The organism is Streptomyces flaveolus, from assembly GCF_000716535.1.
GTDB classification, from domain to species: Bacteria; Actinomycetota; Actinomycetes; order Streptomycetales; family Streptomycetaceae; genus Streptomyces; species Streptomyces flaveolus_A.
In genome coordinates this window covers 305,159-321,080 of sequence record NZ_JNWV01000004.1, presented here as the reverse complement: position 1 = coordinate 321,080, position 15,922 = coordinate 305,159, and the positions used below count along the sequence as shown (strand labels likewise).

Annotated in this window: 13 protein-coding genes; 4 read left to right on the top strand and 9 right to left on the bottom strand. The window is 73.1% G+C overall.

The features are described from left to right. Nucleotides 1-19 precede the first annotated feature (19 nt). Together OO52_RS05200 and OO52_RS05195 are read left to right on the top strand one after the other, a co-directional pair. Nucleotides 20-520 carry a carboxymuconolactone decarboxylase family protein gene (locus tag OO52_RS05200; protein ID WP_030641410.1) on the top strand — a complete coding sequence of 167 codons (501 nt, stop codon included), beginning with the start codon at nucleotides 20-22 and terminating at the stop codon, nucleotides 518-520. Continuing rightward, nucleotides 517-1,257, top strand: coding sequence for an isocitrate lyase/PEP mutase family protein (locus OO52_RS05195; protein WP_030641408.1), 741 nt, complete (start codon nucleotides 517-519; stop codon nucleotides 1,255-1,257). Before OO52_RS05200 ends, OO52_RS05195 begins: the two co-directional genes overlap by 4 nt. A gap of 6 nt (nucleotides 1,258-1,263) precedes the next feature. On the opposite strand, the gene OO52_RS05190 is transcribed toward OO52_RS05195, so the two are convergent. Genes OO52_RS05190 through OO52_RS05170 form a run of 5 tightly spaced genes read right to left on the bottom strand, consistent with a single transcriptional unit; the run spans nucleotide 1,264 to nucleotide 8,456 of the window. After that, nucleotides 1,264-2,217 (bottom strand): ABC transporter substrate-binding protein, encoded by a 954-nt coding sequence (locus OO52_RS05190; protein WP_030641406.1) that lies wholly within the window; start codon nucleotides 2,215-2,217, stop codon nucleotides 1,264-1,266. 1 nt (nucleotide 2,218) lies between these two features. Beyond that, nucleotides 2,219-4,153: an ABC transporter permease gene (locus OO52_RS05185; RefSeq protein WP_030641405.1), complete on the bottom strand. Its 1,935-nt coding sequence runs from the start codon at nucleotides 4,151-4,153 to the stop codon at nucleotides 2,219-2,221. Continuing rightward, the gene (locus OO52_RS05180; RefSeq protein WP_030641402.1) at nucleotides 4,153-5,364 is read right to left on the bottom strand and encodes a quaternary amine ABC transporter ATP-binding protein; all 1,212 of its coding nucleotides are present in this window, start codon (nucleotides 5,362-5,364) and stop codon (nucleotides 4,153-4,155) included. The genes OO52_RS05185 and OO52_RS05180 overlap by 1 nt, the downstream gene beginning before the upstream one ends. Continuing rightward, nucleotides 5,361-6,890, bottom strand: coding sequence for a GMC family oxidoreductase (locus OO52_RS05175; RefSeq protein ID WP_030641400.1), 1,530 nt, complete (start codon nucleotides 6,888-6,890; stop codon nucleotides 5,361-5,363). The genes OO52_RS05180 and OO52_RS05175 overlap by 4 nt, the downstream gene beginning before the upstream one ends. 45 nt (nucleotides 6,891-6,935) lie before the next feature. Next, a complete protein-coding gene (locus OO52_RS05170) occupies nucleotides 6,936-8,456 on the bottom strand; it encodes an aldehyde dehydrogenase family protein (RefSeq protein ID WP_030641398.1) in 1,521 nt (506 codons plus the stop codon). A gap of 190 nt (nucleotides 8,457-8,646) precedes the next feature. Here OO52_RS05170 and OO52_RS05165 point away from each other — a divergent pair, with 190 nt between their 5' ends. Next, the gene (locus tag OO52_RS05165) at nucleotides 8,647-9,492 is read left to right on the top strand and encodes a lipoprotein (protein WP_030641396.1); all 846 of its coding nucleotides are present in this window, start codon (nucleotides 8,647-8,649) and stop codon (nucleotides 9,490-9,492) included. Here the strand turns inward: OO52_RS05165 and OO52_RS05160 are convergent. After that, nucleotides 9,478-10,395: a LysR family transcriptional regulator gene (locus OO52_RS05160; RefSeq protein ID WP_030641394.1), complete on the bottom strand. Its 918-nt coding sequence runs from the start codon at nucleotides 10,393-10,395 to the stop codon at nucleotides 9,478-9,480. The genes OO52_RS05165 and OO52_RS05160 overlap by 15 nt on opposite strands. A 100-nt stretch (nucleotides 10,396-10,495) precedes the next feature. Between OO52_RS05160 and OO52_RS05155 the strand changes: the two genes are divergently transcribed. Continuing rightward, nucleotides 10,496-11,893 (top strand): MFS transporter, encoded by a 1,398-nt coding sequence (locus OO52_RS05155; RefSeq protein ID WP_030641391.1) that lies wholly within the window; start codon nucleotides 10,496-10,498, stop codon nucleotides 11,891-11,893. Between the two features lie 223 nt (nucleotides 11,894-12,116). On the opposite strand, the gene OO52_RS05145 is transcribed toward OO52_RS05155, so the two are convergent. The 3 genes from OO52_RS05145 to OO52_RS05135 form a co-directional block, all read right to left on the bottom strand. Then, a complete protein-coding gene (locus OO52_RS05145; protein ID WP_030641389.1) occupies nucleotides 12,117-13,106 on the bottom strand; it encodes a malate dehydrogenase in 990 nt (329 codons plus the stop codon). Between the two features lie 369 nt (nucleotides 13,107-13,475). Then, complete coding sequence (locus tag OO52_RS53915; protein WP_030641387.1) at nucleotides 13,476-15,158, bottom strand: XRE family transcriptional regulator; 1,683 nt, start codon at nucleotides 15,156-15,158, stop codon at nucleotides 13,476-13,478. Between the two features lie 82 nt (nucleotides 15,159-15,240). Then, complete coding sequence (locus OO52_RS05135) at nucleotides 15,241-15,906, bottom strand: response regulator (RefSeq protein WP_030641385.1); 666 nt, start codon at nucleotides 15,904-15,906, stop codon at nucleotides 15,241-15,243. Nucleotides 15,907-15,922: the final 16 nt, after the last annotated feature.

Genomic DNA, 15,922 nt, shown 5'->3' with positions numbered 1-15,922 from the left:
CCGCTCCTAGGGTCGAGGCATGACCACTGCACAGGAAACCGTCGAATACGCCGCCGAAGAAGCCCCGCGCCTGCCCTGGACCGAGCACGCCCCGGACGTCTACAAGGCCATGATCCGCCTGGACAGCGTCGCCAAGCGGGGCCTTGACCCCAAGCTGTACGAGCTGGTGAAGATCCGCGCCTCGCAGCTCAACCACTGCGCGTTCTGCCTCGACATGCACACCAAGGACGCCCTCGCGGCCGGTGAGAGCGTCGAACGGGTCGTGCAGCTCAGCGCCTGGCAGGAGTCCCGGCACTTCTACACCGAGAAGGAGCTGGCCGCGATCGAGCTGACCGAGGCGGTCACCGTCCTCACGGACGGCTTCGTGCCGGAGGAGGTGTACGAGCGGGCCGCCAAGCACTTCGAGGAGGCCGAGCTGGCCCAGCTCGTCGCCGCGATCACGGTGATCAACGCCTGGAACCGGTTCGGCGTGACCTTCCGGATGACCCCGGGCCACTACCAGCCCGGTCAGCACGGGTGAGCCGTAGCCCGGCGCCGGACAAGGCCGAGCGGTTCCGCGCGCTCCACCGGGGGCGCGCCCCGGGGGACCCGCTGGTGCTGCCCGGTCCCTGGGACGCGGCGAGCGCGCGGGTGCTGGAGGCCGCCGGTTTCCCGGCGCTGGCCACGCCCAGCGCCGGGATCGCCGCGTCCCTCGGGTACGCGGACGGGACCACTCCGGCCGACGAGATGTTCGCGGCGGTCGCGCGGATCACGCGGGCCGTGGACGTGCCGGTGTCGGCGGACGTCGAGGGAGGGTACGGGCTCGGCGCGGAGGAGCTGGTGGAGCGGCTGCTGGAGGCCGGGGCCGTCGGATGCAACCTGGAGGACTCCGACGGTGGCGTGCTCAAAAACCCGCACGAGCACGCCCGGTTCCTCGCCGAGGTCTGTGCGGCGGCCGCCGGGCGGCTGTTCGTCAACGCCCGCGTGGACACCTTCGTCCGCGGCGACGGCGATCCGGAACGGGCCGTCGCGCGTGCCGCGTTGTACGTCGCGGCGGGCGCGGACTGTGTGTATCCGATCCTCGCCCCCGCCGACGTACTGCCCCTGCTGCGGGCCGGGATCCAGGGCCCGCTGAACGCCCTGGCCGCGCTGGACGGGGACGGCCCCGCGCCCGCCGTGCTCGGCGGACTCGGGGCCACCCGGATCACCTTCGGGCCGGGCCTCCAGCGGCGGGCCGGAGCCGCGCTGCGGGAGGTCGCCGGCGTCATCCTGGCCTGACGCCGGTCAGGACAGCCACTTCTTCCACACGGCGGGGTGGCTGTCCACCCACTTCTTCGCCGCCTCCCGCGGGTCCAGCTTCTGTTCGGCGATCATCAGGGAGACCTCGTTCTGGTCCTGTGTCGTCCACCGGAACTTCTTCAGGAAGGCCGCGGCCTTCCCGCCGGACTTGGCGAAGTCGGCGTTGAGGTACTTCTGGAGTGGGGTGTGCGGGTAGGCGCAGGCCACCTTCGCCGCGTCCGCGTCGCAGCCCTCCTTGTACGGCGGCAGCTTCACCTCCGTCATGGGCACCTTCTCGAACAGCCACTGGGGCGAGTACCAGTAGGTCAGGAAGGGCTTCTTCTCCTTGGCGAACTGCTTCATCTGGGTGATCTGCGCCGCCTCGGAACCGGCGAAGACCACCTGGTAGTCCAGCTTGAGGTTCTTCACCAGCGCCTTGTCGTTGGTGACGTAGGACGGGGAGCCGTCCATGAGCTGGCCCTTGCCGCCGCTCTCCGCGGTGCGGAAGAGCGAGGCGTACTTGTTCAGGTTGCGCCAGTCGGTGATGTCGGGATGCTCCTCGGCGAGGTACGTCGGCACGAACCAGCCGATGTGCCCGGTCACCCCGAGGTCGCCGCCGGGCGCGATCGTCTTCTTGTCCTGGACGTACCGCTTCTCCTGGTCCGGGTGGCCCCAGTCCTCCAGGAGGGCGTCGACCCGGCCCTGGCTGAGCGCGTCCCAGGCGGGCACCTCGTCGACCTGGACGGTGTCCACGCGGTAGCCGAGCTTGTGCTCCAGGATGTACTGGGCGACGGCCACGTTGGACTGCGCGCCCACCCAGGACTGCACGGACAGGGTGACCGACTTCGCGCCCCCGGCGTTCGCGAAGGGCGAGGCCTGCCTGGTCATGTCGGCGGCGCCGCAGCCGGTCGCGGTCAGCAGCACCAGCGAGCCCAGCAGGGCGGTCGTACGTCGTCGCATGTCAGGCTCCCTTCTTCGCGCGCCGCTCGGTCGGCTGGGTCACCCGGTCCAGCATCAGGCCCAGGCAGACGATGGCGGCACCGGCGACCAGGCCGGTCGCCAGGTCGCCCTGGGCGAGGCCGAACGCGACGTCGTAGCCGAGGGCGCCGCCGCCGACCAGGCCGCCGATGATGACGACGGCGAGGACCAGGACCACGCCCTGGTTGACGGCGAGCAGCAGGGCGCGACGGGCCAGCGGGAGCTGCACCTGCCACAGCTGCTGGCGGCCGGTCGCGCCCAGCGAGCGCGCGGACTCCAGCGCGGCCTGGTCGACCTGGCGCAGGCCCTGCGCGGTGATCCGGACCACGGCCGGCAGGGCGTAGACGACGGCCGCGGCGACGGCGGGCGCGCGGCCCACGCCGAACAGCGCGACGACCGGGATCAGGTACACGAACTGCGGCATGGTCTGGAACACGTCCAGGACCGGGCGCAGGGCGCGTTCGACGCGGTCGCTGCGGGCCGCGGCGATGCCGGTCGCGAAGCCCAGGACGAGGGTGACGGCGACGGCGGCCAGCACCTGGGAGAGGGTGTCGAGCGACGGCTCCCACACACCGAGGACACCGATCGCGGCCATGGCGAGGACGGCGGTCAGCGCGGTGCGCCAGGTGCCGATCAGCCAGGCCAGGGCGGCGACGACGAGCAGCACCGACCACCAGGGCAGCCACTGCAGGCCGTCGCGGACCGGGTCCAGGACCCAGGTGGTGAAGTGGCCCGCCCAGTCGGCGGTGCCGCCGACGACCGGGACGCCGGAGTACAGGTGGGCGGTCATCCAGTCGACGGCCCGGTTGACCGGCTCGGCGATGCCCAGCGTCCAGCCGGCGGGCCAGTCCGGCGCGCCGAGGAGGCGGGTGGCGAGGGCGACGGCCACGGTGACGGCGAGGGCGTACGGCCAGCCGATCGTACGGGGGCGGGTGGTGCCGTCCCCGGCGGCGGCGGTCACCCGGTCCAGGACCACCGCGAGCAGCACGATGGGGATGCCGGCCGCGAGGGCCGCGCCGACGTCGACGGAGGCGAGGGCCTGGTAGACGCGGTCACCGAGACCGCCCGCGCCGATGACGGCGGCGATCACGGCCATGGACAGCGCCATCATGATCGTCTGGTTGAGGCCGAGGAGGAGTTCCTTGCGGGCCAGCGGGACACGGGCGGTCAGCAGCCGCTGGCGACGGGTCGCGCCGAGCGACTCCACGGCCTCCAGGACTTCGGGGTCGGCGCCGCGCAGGCCGAGCGCGGTGAGGCGGGCCATCGGCGGGGCGGCGTAGACGACGGTGGCGAGCACGGCCGCGGGGACGCCGATGCCGAAGACCAGGACGACGGGGAGGAGGTAGGCGAAGGCCGGGAGCACCTGCATGGTGTCCAGGACCGGGCGCAGGGCGCGGTCCAGGCGGTCGGAGAGGCCGGCGCCGAGGCCGAGGAACGCGCCGACGACGACGGAGGCGAGCACCGCCACGACCATCAGCGCGAGGGTCTGCATGGTCGGCACCCACATGCCGAGGGCGCCGCAGGCGAGGAAGGCGACGGCCGTCCCGGCGGCCAGGCGGACACCGGCCACGCGCCAGGCGAGCAGGGCGGCGAAGGCCGTCACGCCTGCCCAGCCGGCGGCGAGGAGGGTGAGGTAGACGGCGCGGACGGCCCAGATGACGGCGTTGCTGACGTAGCCGAAGAAGTACAGGAACAGGGGGTGGCTGTCCCGGTTGTCGATGACCCAGTCGCTGGCGGTGGTGAGGGGTTTGTCGAGGTGGACCGTCAGCGCGTGCGGCCAGGAGCCGTTGCCCCAGTGGTTGAGGAGCGGCAGGAGGACCGCGGTGAGGAGGGCGAGCAGGAGGAGCTTGCCCGCGGCCCGGCTCTTGAGGACGCGGGGTGCGGCCGTGCCGGGGGTCGGGATGCTGAGCGTTGCCATCAGACGGCCTCCGGGGTGGTGCGGGGGCCGGGTGGGGTCGCTTGCCCGCGCGGGCCGGGTGCCGCCTTCTTCGGGACGGGCGCCGCCCCGGCGGCACGGCTGCCCGCGGCTACGGCGGCCTTGTCGTCCCTCGCCGGCGTGGGTGTCGTCGTGTCCACGCCTGCCACCACGCCGAGCAGTCGCTCCTGGTCGATCACGCCGAGGCAGCGGCCCTTGTCCATGACACGGGCCGGGGTGCCCGCGCGGGCCACCGCCTCGATGGCCTCGGCCACCGTGGCCTCGGGGCGTACCGCGGGGCCGCCGGCCGTCTCCGCGGCGGAGGCCGGGCGCATCGCCGTACGCGCCGTCATCACCTGCTCGCGCGGTACGTCCCGGACGAACTCGCGGACGTAGTCGTCGGCCGGGCTGCCGACGATCTCCTCGGGGGTGCCGAGCTGGACCACCTGGCCGTCGCGCATCAGGGCGATGCGGTCGCCGAGCCTGAGGGCCTCGGTGAGGTCGTGGGTGATGAAGACCATCGTGCGGCCCTCCTCGCGGTGCAGGCGGGCCACCTCGTCCTGCATGTCGCGGCGGATGAGGGGGTCCAGCGCGCTGAACGGCTCGTCGAAGAGCAGCACCTCGGGGTCCACCGCCAGCGCCCGGGCGAGACCCACCCGCTGGCGCTGGCCGCCGGAGAGCTGGCCGGGGCGGCGCTTCTCCATGCCCTCGAGGCCGACCTTGGCGATGAACTCGGCGGCGCACTCGCGGCGTTCGGACTTGCCGACGCCCTGGATCTCCAGGCCGTAGGCGACGTTGTCGAGGACCGTGCGGTGCGGGAGGAGGCCGAAGTGCTGGAAGACCATCGCGGCCCGGTGCCGGCGCAACTCGCGCAGGCGGGCCTTGTCCATCGCGCGGACGTCCTCGCCGTCGATGGCGATCGTGCCCGCCGTCGGCTCGATCAGGCGGGTCAGGCAGCGGACGAGGGTGGACTTGCCGGAGCCGGACAGGCCCATGACGACGAAGACCTCGCCCTTGCGGACGTCGAAGGAGACGTCTCGGACGGCGGCCGTGCAGCCGGTGCGGGAGCGGAGTTCGGCGGGGCTCAGCGTGCCGAGTTCCGGGTCCGCCGGGACGCGCTCGGGCTTGGGGCCGAACACCTTCCACAGTCCGGACACCGAGAAGACGGGCTCGGTCGTGGTGGGCGGCTTGCGGGTGGGGACGGTGAGACTCATCGGACACCTCCGATCAGGTCGACGGCCTTCTCCCCGACCATGAGCACCCCGATCATCGGGTTCACGGCGGTCATGGTCGGGAAGACGGACGCGTCGGCGATGCGAATGCCGTCGAGGCCCCGGATCTTCAGCTCCGGGTCCACTACGGCGAGTTCGTCGTCGGCGGCGCCCATCTTGCAGGTGCCGGCCGGGTGGTAGACGGTGTGCGCGACCTTGCGGGCGTACTCGCTCAGCTCGGCGTCGCCGAGGATCTCGGGGCCGGGGCAGACCTCGCGCTTGAGCCAGCCGGCCAGCGGTTCGGTCTTCGCGATCTCCCGGGCGATGCGGATGCCGTCGACGAGGGTCCGCGCGTCGTAGTCGTCCTCGTCGGTGAAGTAGCGGAAGTCGAGCGCCGGCTTGACGGCGGGGTCGGCGCTGGTCAGGTAGAGGCGGCCGCGGCTCTTCGGCTTGGGGATGTTGGGGGTCATCGAGACGCCGTACTGCGGGCGTTCGTAGCCCAGCCGCTCCGGGTTGTCCGTGAACGGGATCTGGTAGAAGTGGAACATCAGGTCCGGGCCCGCGTGTGCGGGGTCGCGGCGGACGAACAGGCCCGCGTCGGAGTCCATCGCGGAGTTCTCCGGGATCGGGCCGTGGGTCTCCCAGACGATGACCGACTCGGGGTGGTCGAGCAGGTTCTCGCCGACGCCCGGCAGGTCGTGCGCGACGGGGATGCCGAGCGCTTCGAGGTCCTTGGCGGGGCCGATGCCCGAGTGGAGCAGCAGGCGCGGGGAGTCGACGGCGCCCGCGCACAGCACGACCTCGCCCCGGGCGCGGATCAGCAGTTCCTCGCCGTCCTTGGTGCGCACGTGGACGCCCTCGGCCCGGGTGCCGTTCAGCTCCAGCTTGTACGCCCAGGTCTCCAGGAAGAGACGGAGGTTGGGGCGTTCGTCCATCACCGGGTGCAGGTACGCCACCGACGCCGAGGAGCGCTTGTTGTTCTCGGGGTGGTAGGCGAGGTCGAAGAAACCGACGCCCTCGGTGAACGGCTTGCGGTTGAAGCCCTCGACCCGGGGTACCCCGAGCGCCGACCGGGCCGCGTCGACGAAGTCGCGGGCGATGGCGTTCCGGTCCTTCTCGTCGACGGAGACGATGTTGTTCTTGAGGCGGGCGAAGTAGGCCTCCATGGGGACGGCGCCCCAGCCCTTGGCGCCGGCCTCTTCCCACTCGTCCCAGTCGGAGGGCAGGGGCTTGAACGAGATGAGGGTGTTGTGCGAGGAGCAGCCGCCGAGGACGCGGGCGCGGCTGTGCCGGATGTGGGAGTTGCCGCGGGGCTGTTCCACCGTCGGGTAGTCGTAGTCGAGTTCGCCGCCGAGCAGGCCCATCCAGCGGCGCAGGGTGAGGACGTCGTCGCGGCCGACGTCGCTCGGGCCGCCCTCGATGACGGCGACGGTGACGTCGGGGTTCTCGGTGAGGCGGGAGGCGATGACGGAGCCCGCCGTGCCGCCGCCGATGACGACGTAGTCGTAGACGTGGGGAGTGTGGGACATGGGGGTGCTGCTCCAGGTGGGGACGTACGGCCTACGGGGTGGGGCTCAGCCGGCGAACCAGCGCACCGGCCTCGGCGCGAGGTTCTGGTAGACGTGCTTGGTCTCGCGGTACTCGGCGAGGCCGGCGGGCCCCAGCTCGCGGCCGGTGCCACTCCTGCCGAAGCCGCCCCACTCCGCCTGCGGCAGGTAGGGGTGGAAGTCGTTGATCCACACGGTGCCGTGGCGCAGCCGGGCGGCGACCCTGCGGGCCCGGCCGGCGTCGGAGGTCCAGACGGCGCCCGCCAGGCCGTACTCGGTGTCGTTGGCGAGGAAGACGGCCTCCTCCTCGGTGCGGAAGGTCTCGACGGTGAGGACCGGGCCGAAGACCTCCTCGCGGACGACCTTCATCTCGCGGTGGCAGGCGTCGAGGACGGTCGGCTCGTAGAACCAGCCGGACTCGGGGCGTTCCGCTGACGGCTCCGGCCGCTTGCCGCCGCAGCGCAGTACGGCACCCTCGTCGAGCGCGGAGGCGACGTACGCCTCGACCTTGGCGCGCTGCTGCTCGGAGACGAGCGGACCGCACTCGACGCCGTCGGCCGTGCCGCGGCCGAGCCTGATCCGCTGGGCCCGGCGGGCGAGTTCGGCGACGAAGCGCTCGCGGACCGACTCCTCGACGATGAGGCGGGCGCCGGCCGAGCAGACCTGGCCGCTGTGGATGAAGGCCGCGTTGAGGGCCTGGTCCACGGCGGTGTCGAAGCCCTCCTCGGTGGCGCAGGCGTCGGCGAAGACGACGTTGGGGTTCTTGCCGCCGAGTTCGAGGGCCACCTTCTTGACGGTGGGCGCGGCGGCCTGGGCGACCTTGGTGCCGCTGGCCAGGCCGCCGGTGAAGGAGACCAGGTCGACGTCGGGGTGCTCGGCGAGCCGGGCGCCGACCGTGTGCCCGGGGCCGGTGACGAGGTTGGCCACGCCCGCGGGCAGGCCGGCCTCGGCCAGCAGGTCGATCAGGGCGATGGTGGTCATCGGGGTGATCTCGCTGGGCTTGATCACGAAGGTGTTGCCTGCGGCGAGCGCCGGGGCGATCTTCCAGCTCGCCTGGAGCAGCGGGTAGTTCCAGGGGGTGATCAGCGCGCAGACGCCGACCGGTTCGTGGACGACCACGCTGTGGATGTCGGGCGAGCCCGCGTCGACGACCCGGCCCTGGGCCTCGGCGGCGACCAGGTCGGCGAAGTAGCGGAAGGCGTCGGCGACGCAGGTGATGTCGACGCGGCCCTCCTCGACGGTCTTGCCCGCGTCCCGGCTCTCCAGCAGGCCGAGCTCCTCGCGGTCGCGCACCAGCAGGTCGGCCACGCGGCGCAGCAGGGCGGCGCGCTCGGCGACCGGGGTGCGCGGCCAGGGGCCGTGGTCGAACGCGTGCCGGGCGGCGGCCACCGCGCGTTCGGCGTCCTTCTCGTCGCCCTCGGCGACCACGGCGAACGGCCGGGCGTCCGCGGGGTCGAGGATCTCCCGGGTCGCGCCGGAGATCGCCGCCAGCCACTCGCCGCCCGCGTGGATGGTCGCCCGGGCGTGTCGTTCCGTTCTGTCCGCCATGATCGGTGTCGCCTTCCGTTTTCGATCCGTTCCCCTGCGTGACAGGGCTGTCTCGGCTGGGGACCGTCGCCGCCTGCCCAGGGCCTCCGCGTCGCATGCGCAATCGGTGGCCGAAAGTGCGCCGCGTCACTGAAAATGCGGCCGAAAAGGGACAAAAGTAGGGTGAAGAGGGGGGTCGGGAGGTGGCGCGATGGCTCGTCGATCGCGGCTCTGTGCGGGGGCAAGCATCACCGCGGCCCTGCTGACCCCGCTCGCCCTCCCCGGTACGGCCCCCGCCGCGCCCGTCACGGCCCCCGCTCCGGCCGCCACCGCACCCGCTCTCCCGGCCCCGGCCCGCTCCGACGGCGCCCCGAAGGCCCCCACCGACGACGGCCCCAGCGCCCGCGCCCTCGCGGAGGCGGCGCGCAGGAATCTGCTCAAGGCGCGCTCGGTGCACCTGAAGTTCACGGATCACCGCGCGGGCGCCGACCGGACCGCCCCGGCCTCGCTGGAACTGACGCTCGACCGCTCCGGCAACTGCGTGGGCAAGCTGGTCATGGGCGCGGACGGCGGCAGCGTCGCGCTGGTCAAGCGGGGCGACCAGGTGTGGATGAAGCCGGACACCGCCTTCTGGAAGGCGCAACTACCGGGCCGCCAGGGCGATGCCGTGGCCGCCCGACTGAAGAACCGCTATCTGCACGGCTCCACGAAGGACACCGTGCTCAGGGCCATGTCGGGCACCTGCGACCTGACCGCCTTCCAGAAGACGGCCGCCGCCGACTCCTCCCCGCACACCGCGCTGACCAAGGGCGAGGAGACGAAGGTCGACGGCACGAAGGTGATCCCGCTGACCGGCACCGAGCACGGCGGGAAGAAGATCACCCTCTACGTCACCTCTGCCACCCCCCACCGCCTGGTCCAGGCCACCCGGCAGGGCGCCGGCACCGACGAGGACCTGACCTTCACGGGCTACGACGAGCCGGTGCCGTCCGCCACCCCGGCCGCGGCGCAGTCCGTGGACATCTCCGAGCTCCAGCACGAACTAGAGCACACCTGACCCCTGGAGCATCAGTTCCCGTACGCAGCCGCGCAGCCAGGCGTGGGCCGGGTCGGCGTCGTGCCGCGGGTGCCAGGCGTAGCCGATGTCGACGGCGGGCAGCGGGAGCGGGATCTCGAAGGTGACCAGGCCGAGGGCGTCGGCCAGCGGGCGGCCCCACTGGCTGAACAGCCCGATCAGGTCGGTCTCGCGCAGCACGAACAGCGAGGCCGGGTAGGTGCCGACGCTGCCCACCACCCGGCGCTCCAGACCGAGTCCGGCGAGGGCGTCGTCGATCGGGCCGCGTTGTCTGCCGCGCCGGGAGACGATGAGGTGCCCCGCCGCGCCGGCGAACCGCTCGGGCGTCAACTCGCCCTCCAGCAGCGGGTGTCCGGCCCGTACGACACCCAGCATGCGGTCCTGGCGGACCGTCTCCACATGCACCTCGGGCGCGACCGAGTCGATCACCCCCACCTCCAGGTCGGCGGTGCCCTGGCGCAGGAACGGGGCGTCGACGTGGCTCTCGCTCAGGAAGCGCAGGCGGATGCCGGGGGCCTCGCGGGCGGCGCGGGCGAGGAGGGCGGCGCCGTGGACGGCGGCGATGGCGTCGTGGCCGAGGATCGTGAAAGTGCGGGTGACCTCGCGCAGGTCGGTGTCCCGGCCCGGCGTGAACAGGGCGCGGGCCCGTTCCACGACCGCGCTCACCTCGGCGCGCACGGCGAGCGCGTGCGGGGTCGGCACCATCCGGCGGCCGGCGCGGACCAGCACCGGATCGCCGAGCGCCTTGCGGATGCGGCCCAGGGTGCGGCTCATCGCCGGCTCGGACAGGTGCAGCCGACGGGCGGCGCCCTGCACGCTCTCCTCCTCCAGCAGCACGTCCAGCGCGACCAGGAGGTTCAAATCCAGGCCCGTGGATTGCGTCATGTGCAGGTATCCCTTGCGAAGGTTGCACTGGAAAGCAGGTATGGCACGAGCCTACGGTGAGAGCGCATCCCACACCACCCACCAGCTCCCGGGAGGAGCCGTGCCCGCGCACGCCCTGAAACGCTCGACCCTGCTGACCCTGTGCGCCTGCGTGCTGGTCGCGCAGAGCATGGTCGCCGCCATCAACCTGCTGATACCGCAACTGGGTTCGTCGGACCTGCACCCCACCCACACCGAGATCCTGTGGACGGTCGACGCCTACGTCATCGTCTTCGCGGGCCTGCTCATCCCGGCCGGCGCGCTCGGCGACCGGCACGGCCGCAAGGGCGCCCTGCTCGCCGGCCTCACCCTGTTCGCCGCGGGTGCCGCGACCAGCGCGCTCGCCCCCGGTCCCGCTCTGCTGATCGCCGGCCGGGGCATCTCCGGCGCGGGGGCCGCGCTGATCACCCCGGCGACGATGTCCATCCTGGTGCACCTCGCCGGGCCCGAGCGGCGCGCCCAGGCGATGGCGTCCTGGACGCTGGCCATCGGGCTGGGCGGCATGGCGGGCAACCTGGGCGGCGGCCTGGTCGGCCAGTACCTGTCCTGGCGGGCGCTGTTCGCCGCGATGGTGCCGTTGGCGGCCGTCCTCGCCGCCGCGGTCGCGGTCACCACCCCGCGCACGGCCCGCTCGGCGCAGGGCAGCCCGGACCCGGTCGGCACCCTGCTGCTCACCGCGGGCCTGGTCGCCGTGCTGTTCGGCATCATCGAGGGCCCCGGCCACGGCTGGGCCTCACCGCGCATCCTGACCGCGTTCGGCGTGGGGGCCCTGCTGGTGGCCGCCTTCACGGTCCACGCCCTGCGCTCCCGCGCCCCGCTGTTCGACCCGCGCGTCTTCCGCTCCGGCGGGCTGCGCGCGACCACGCTGGGCCTGGCGACCGGATTCTTCGGCCTGTTCGCGCTGTTCTTCGTCAACTCGCAGTATCTGCAGGAGGTCAAGGGCTTCGCACCCGCCGTGACCGGGATCGCGATCGCGCCGCTGATCGTCGGCATGGCCCTGGTCCCGAAGTTCGCCGCCCGCTGGTCGGCGCGTCCACGCCCGGTCGTCGGCACCGGGCTCGCCCTGATCGGCCTGGGCCTGCTCGCCGCGTCCACGGCGGACGCGCACACGCCCTACGCGCTCTACGCCTGCTGGCTGCTGGTCATCTCGGCGGGCACGGGGCTGGCCATGCCCGCCCTCACCCTGGGCGTCGTCCTGTCCCTCCCCCCGCACCAGGCGGGCCTCGGCTCCGGCCTCGGCACCTCGGCCCGCGAGATCGGCGCGGCCCTCGGCGTCGCCGTCGCCGGCACGGCCCTGGCGGGCCACGCCGACTTCGCGAGCGGGATGGGCCCGGCGCTGCGGACCGTCGGAGCGGTGGTCCTGCTGGCGACGGCCCTGGTCGTCATGGGCTACCGCCCGGCCGGACGCGCCTCCCGGACGGCCACGGGCACGTCGGCGGCGAAGGAGCCGGTGGCCTGAGCACACCGGGGTCGCCGCCTCGGCGAACGCAGCGAGGTCCCCTTCCGCCACCGCGGAAGGGGACCTCGTGTGTGGAGCGCCGGGCAGGCCTTGCACCTGCATCTCCCCGCAGGAAGCGGGGCGTCTTTCCTTGGACCACCAACGCATCACCTGGTGCCGGGTTTTCCGGCGGCCGGTGCGTGATCAACTATAGCGCACCGGCGCCGGGTGACACCACGTCGGATCAGATGAGGCCGAGGCCGCGGACCGCCTCGCGCTCCTCCTCCAGCTCCTTGACGGAGGCGTCGATGCGGGCGCGGGAGAACTCGTTGATGTCCAGGCCCTGGACGATCTCGTACTTGCCGTCCTTGCAGGTGACCGGGAAGGAGGAGATCAGGCCCTCCGGGACGCCGTAGGAGCCGTCCGACGGGATGCCCATGGAGGTCCAGTCGCCCTCGGCGGTGCCGTTGACCCAGGTGTGGACGTGGTCGATCGCGGCGTTGGCGGCGGAGGCGGCGGAGGACGCGCCACGGGCCTCGATGATCGCCGCACCGCGCTTGGCGACGGTCGGGATGAAGTCCTCGGCCAGCCACTTCTCGTCGTTCACGACCTCGGCGGCGTTCTTGCCGGCGACCGTGGCGTGGAAGATGTCCGGGTACTGCGTGGCGGAGTGGTTGCCCCAGATGGTGAGCCGCTTGATGTCGGAGACGCTGCTGCCCGTCTTCTTCGCGAGCTGGGTCAGCGCGCGGTTGTGGTCCAGGCGGGTCATCGCGGTGAAGCGCTCGGCCGGGACGTCCGGGGCGGCGGCCTGCGCGATGAGCGCGTTGGTGTTGGCCGGGTTGCCGACGACGAGGACCCTGATGTCGTCCGCCGCGTGGTCGTTGATGGCCTTGCCCTGCGGCTTGAAGATGCCGCCGTTGGCCTCCAGCAGGTCACCGCGCTCCATGCCCTTGGTGCGCGGGCGGGCGCCCACCAGCAGGGCTACGTTGGCACCGTCGAAGGCGACGTTCGGGTCGTCGGTGATGTCGATGCCCTGCAGCAGCGGGAAGGCGCAGTCGTCCAGCTCCATGGCCGTGCCCTCGGCGGCCTTCAGGGCCGGGGTGATCTCCAGGAGGCGCAAGCGGACCGGCACGTCCGCGCCGAGCAGCTGGCCCGAGGCGATGCGGAAGAGCAGGGCGTAACCGATCTGGCCGGCCGCGCCGGTGACGGTGACGTTCACGGGAGTGCGGGTCATGGCGTTCTCCGTATGACAGCTGGCGGTGGGGCGTCACTGCCCCGGGCGGATGATCGATCTCTTGGCGTCAAGAGAGATCCAGCGGTCAGGCTATCGCGCATCCGGCAGGTGAGACGTCCAGGGCCGTGTGGCTCACCCCACAAGGGGATCATGGGGGACGTATCGCCTGCCGGGCGTGCGCGGAGGGGTGTGAAGAGGCGGCCGTCCGTCCGGGAGAGGGGGGACGGAGACGGCCGCCGGTGGGGGTACCGGCGTACCGGACTCCCGTGGGGGGACACCGTTCGCGTGCCCAGGTTCCGGCTCCTTATGCGCCGCCTCCGGAAATTTCCCCTCCGTTTCTTCGGCCCCGCCGGCGCGCGACGGACGCGGCTACTCCGTGCAGCCGGTCTCGCCCGAGGCGAGCGTGGCGCAGGCCCTGGCCTGTGCCGGGTCGCGTACGGCGATCATCGGGGTGTAGCCGATGGTGTCCCCGGCGGCGGTGATGTCGCCCGTCTGCCGTACCTCGCCCACGGTGACCCGTACGGTGTCGCCCGGCGCGCCGCTGGTGATCCGGCCCCAGGCCGTGCCGCACGCCTTGCTGTAGCGGACCTCCAGGGTGGTGGTGCCCACGGTGGCGGTCTTGGCGGTGCTCACCAGGTCACCGCTGCACCCCATGGCCTCCGCGTCCTTGCCGGTGCAGGCGGCGCCGGCGCACTTGACGCCGGGGGGCGGGCTCGTCCGTGCCCGGGCGGACGGCGAAGGTGACGTGGCCGCACCCGCGTTCGGGTTCCCGTCCCCGCCCCGATGGGTGAGGAGGAAGACCCCGGCGATGAGCGCCCCGACACCGACCAACCCCGCGAGGAACATCACCACCTGCTGCCGGTGCGCGGACCACCGACCGGGGCCTCGGCCGGCGGGGGCGCCGGGGGCCGTGCCAGGGAGGCCCGGGGTGCGGGCGAGCGCGGTGGTCGGGGCTTCGGCGGGAACGCCCGGGGTCCGGGGGGAGGCAACCGGGGTCCCGACGGTGAGGCCCCGGGGCCAGGCAGAGGTGCCCGGGGCTCCGCCGGGGGCGTCGGGGAACCGGGCGGACCCGCCCGGGGCTCCGGCCGGGACGTCCGGGGTCCGGGCGGTGCCGGCGGGGGTGTCGGGGCTCGGGGCGGAGGAGGCCGGAGTCCGCGCCGGACCGGACGGACCGGGCCGGGTGCCCGGGCGGACGCTCGCCTTCGACGGACCCCGGTAACCGGCCAGCCCCCACGAGTTCTTGACGGGCGCGTCATCGTCACCGACGGCGGTACGGGAGTCGGCGCGGGACGCAGCACCGGACTTCCGACCGCCCGCTGACCCCGAGTCACCGCCCGCCGCCGCACCCCGGCCACTCACCCTCGCCGCGACCGAGCCGTCACCGGTACCGGTGCCGCTGCCACTGCCCGAATCGCCGCCGGAACCCGTGCCCGAGTCACCGCCGGTTCCCGTGCCGTTCGGTGCGCTGTCGCGGATGTCGGCGTCCGAGTTCGTCGGCTGGGCCGGGATCGTCGGCGAGACCCCGGCGGGGCCGGTGATCCCCAGCGCGGCCGCGAGGCCACCGCCCTCCCCGGCACGGGGTCCCGCACCCTTCTCGCCACCCTTGCGATCGGCCGCCCCCACGGACGTCCTCCCGGCCGCACCACCAGCCGGCCCCGCGGCACCGCCGGTCGCCCCCGTGGGCACTCGCCCGGCCTCTCGTGGCGGTCTGGCGAGGGCGCCCAAGGCCGCCCGGGACTCCGTCACGTTGATGGCCTGGATCATGTGGTCGTCGTCCGACTCCGCCCGGCTCCAGGATCGTTCGGCCCGTTCCCACAGGGTGGTCAGGGGTCCGGGGTCGGTGCCCGTGGCCTCGGCGAGGGCGATGACCGCGCCCTTGGGAGCGAGGAGCCGGCCGCCCAGGTAGCGCTCCCAGGACGTCCTGCCGTAGCCCGTGCGGTCGGCCAGCGTCGCGGTGCTCAGGCCACCGCGGTCGGCCAGTTGCCGCAACCGGACGGTGAGCTCCCGCATCTGCGGGTCCAGATCCTCCGGCAGCGCTTTCCACCGAGGCATCGCCTACCCCCTCTTCCCCTCTTCCCCCGTCTTCCTTGCAGGTCGCGCGGTACGCGCTGACCAAAGGATGCCAGGACGGCGGTCAACCGCCGGGGGTCACCAGCCCCGTCTCGTACGCCAGCACCACCGCCTGCGCCCGGCTGCCGAGGTCGAGCTTGGTCATGGTCCGGTTGAGATGGGTCTTGACGGTGGCCTCGCTGATGTAGAGGCGGTCGGCGATCTCCAGGTTGGACAGGCCCCGGGCGGTGAGTTTGAGGACCTCGACCTCGCGGGAGGTGAGCACGCCCAGGTCGGGCGGGGGCGCGGTGTCGGCGGGGGCCTGCTGGCGGGCGAAGGCCTCCACCAGGCGCCGGGTGACGCTGGGCGCGAACAGGGCGTCGCCGCCGTCGACTGCCGTGACCGCCGCCAGCAGCCGCTCGGGGCCGGAGTCCTTCAACAGGAAACCGGAGGCACCGGCCCGCAGCGCGCCGTACACGTACTCGTCCAGGTCGAAGGTGGTCAGCACCAGGACCCGGGGCGGCCGGTCGGTGGCCTCGGCGAGGATCCGCCCGGTGGCCTCGATGCCGTTGACGCCGGGCATCCGGATGTCCATGAGGACGACGTCGGGCCGGGTCTCGGCGGCCAGCCGCACGGCCTGCTCGCCGTCCCCCGCCTCGCCCACCACCTCGAAGCCGGACGCGGCGTCCAGCAGGCCGACGAGTCCGGCGCGGATGAGGAACTGGTCGTCCACGACGAGCACTTTGATCATTCCGTACGGTCGTCCC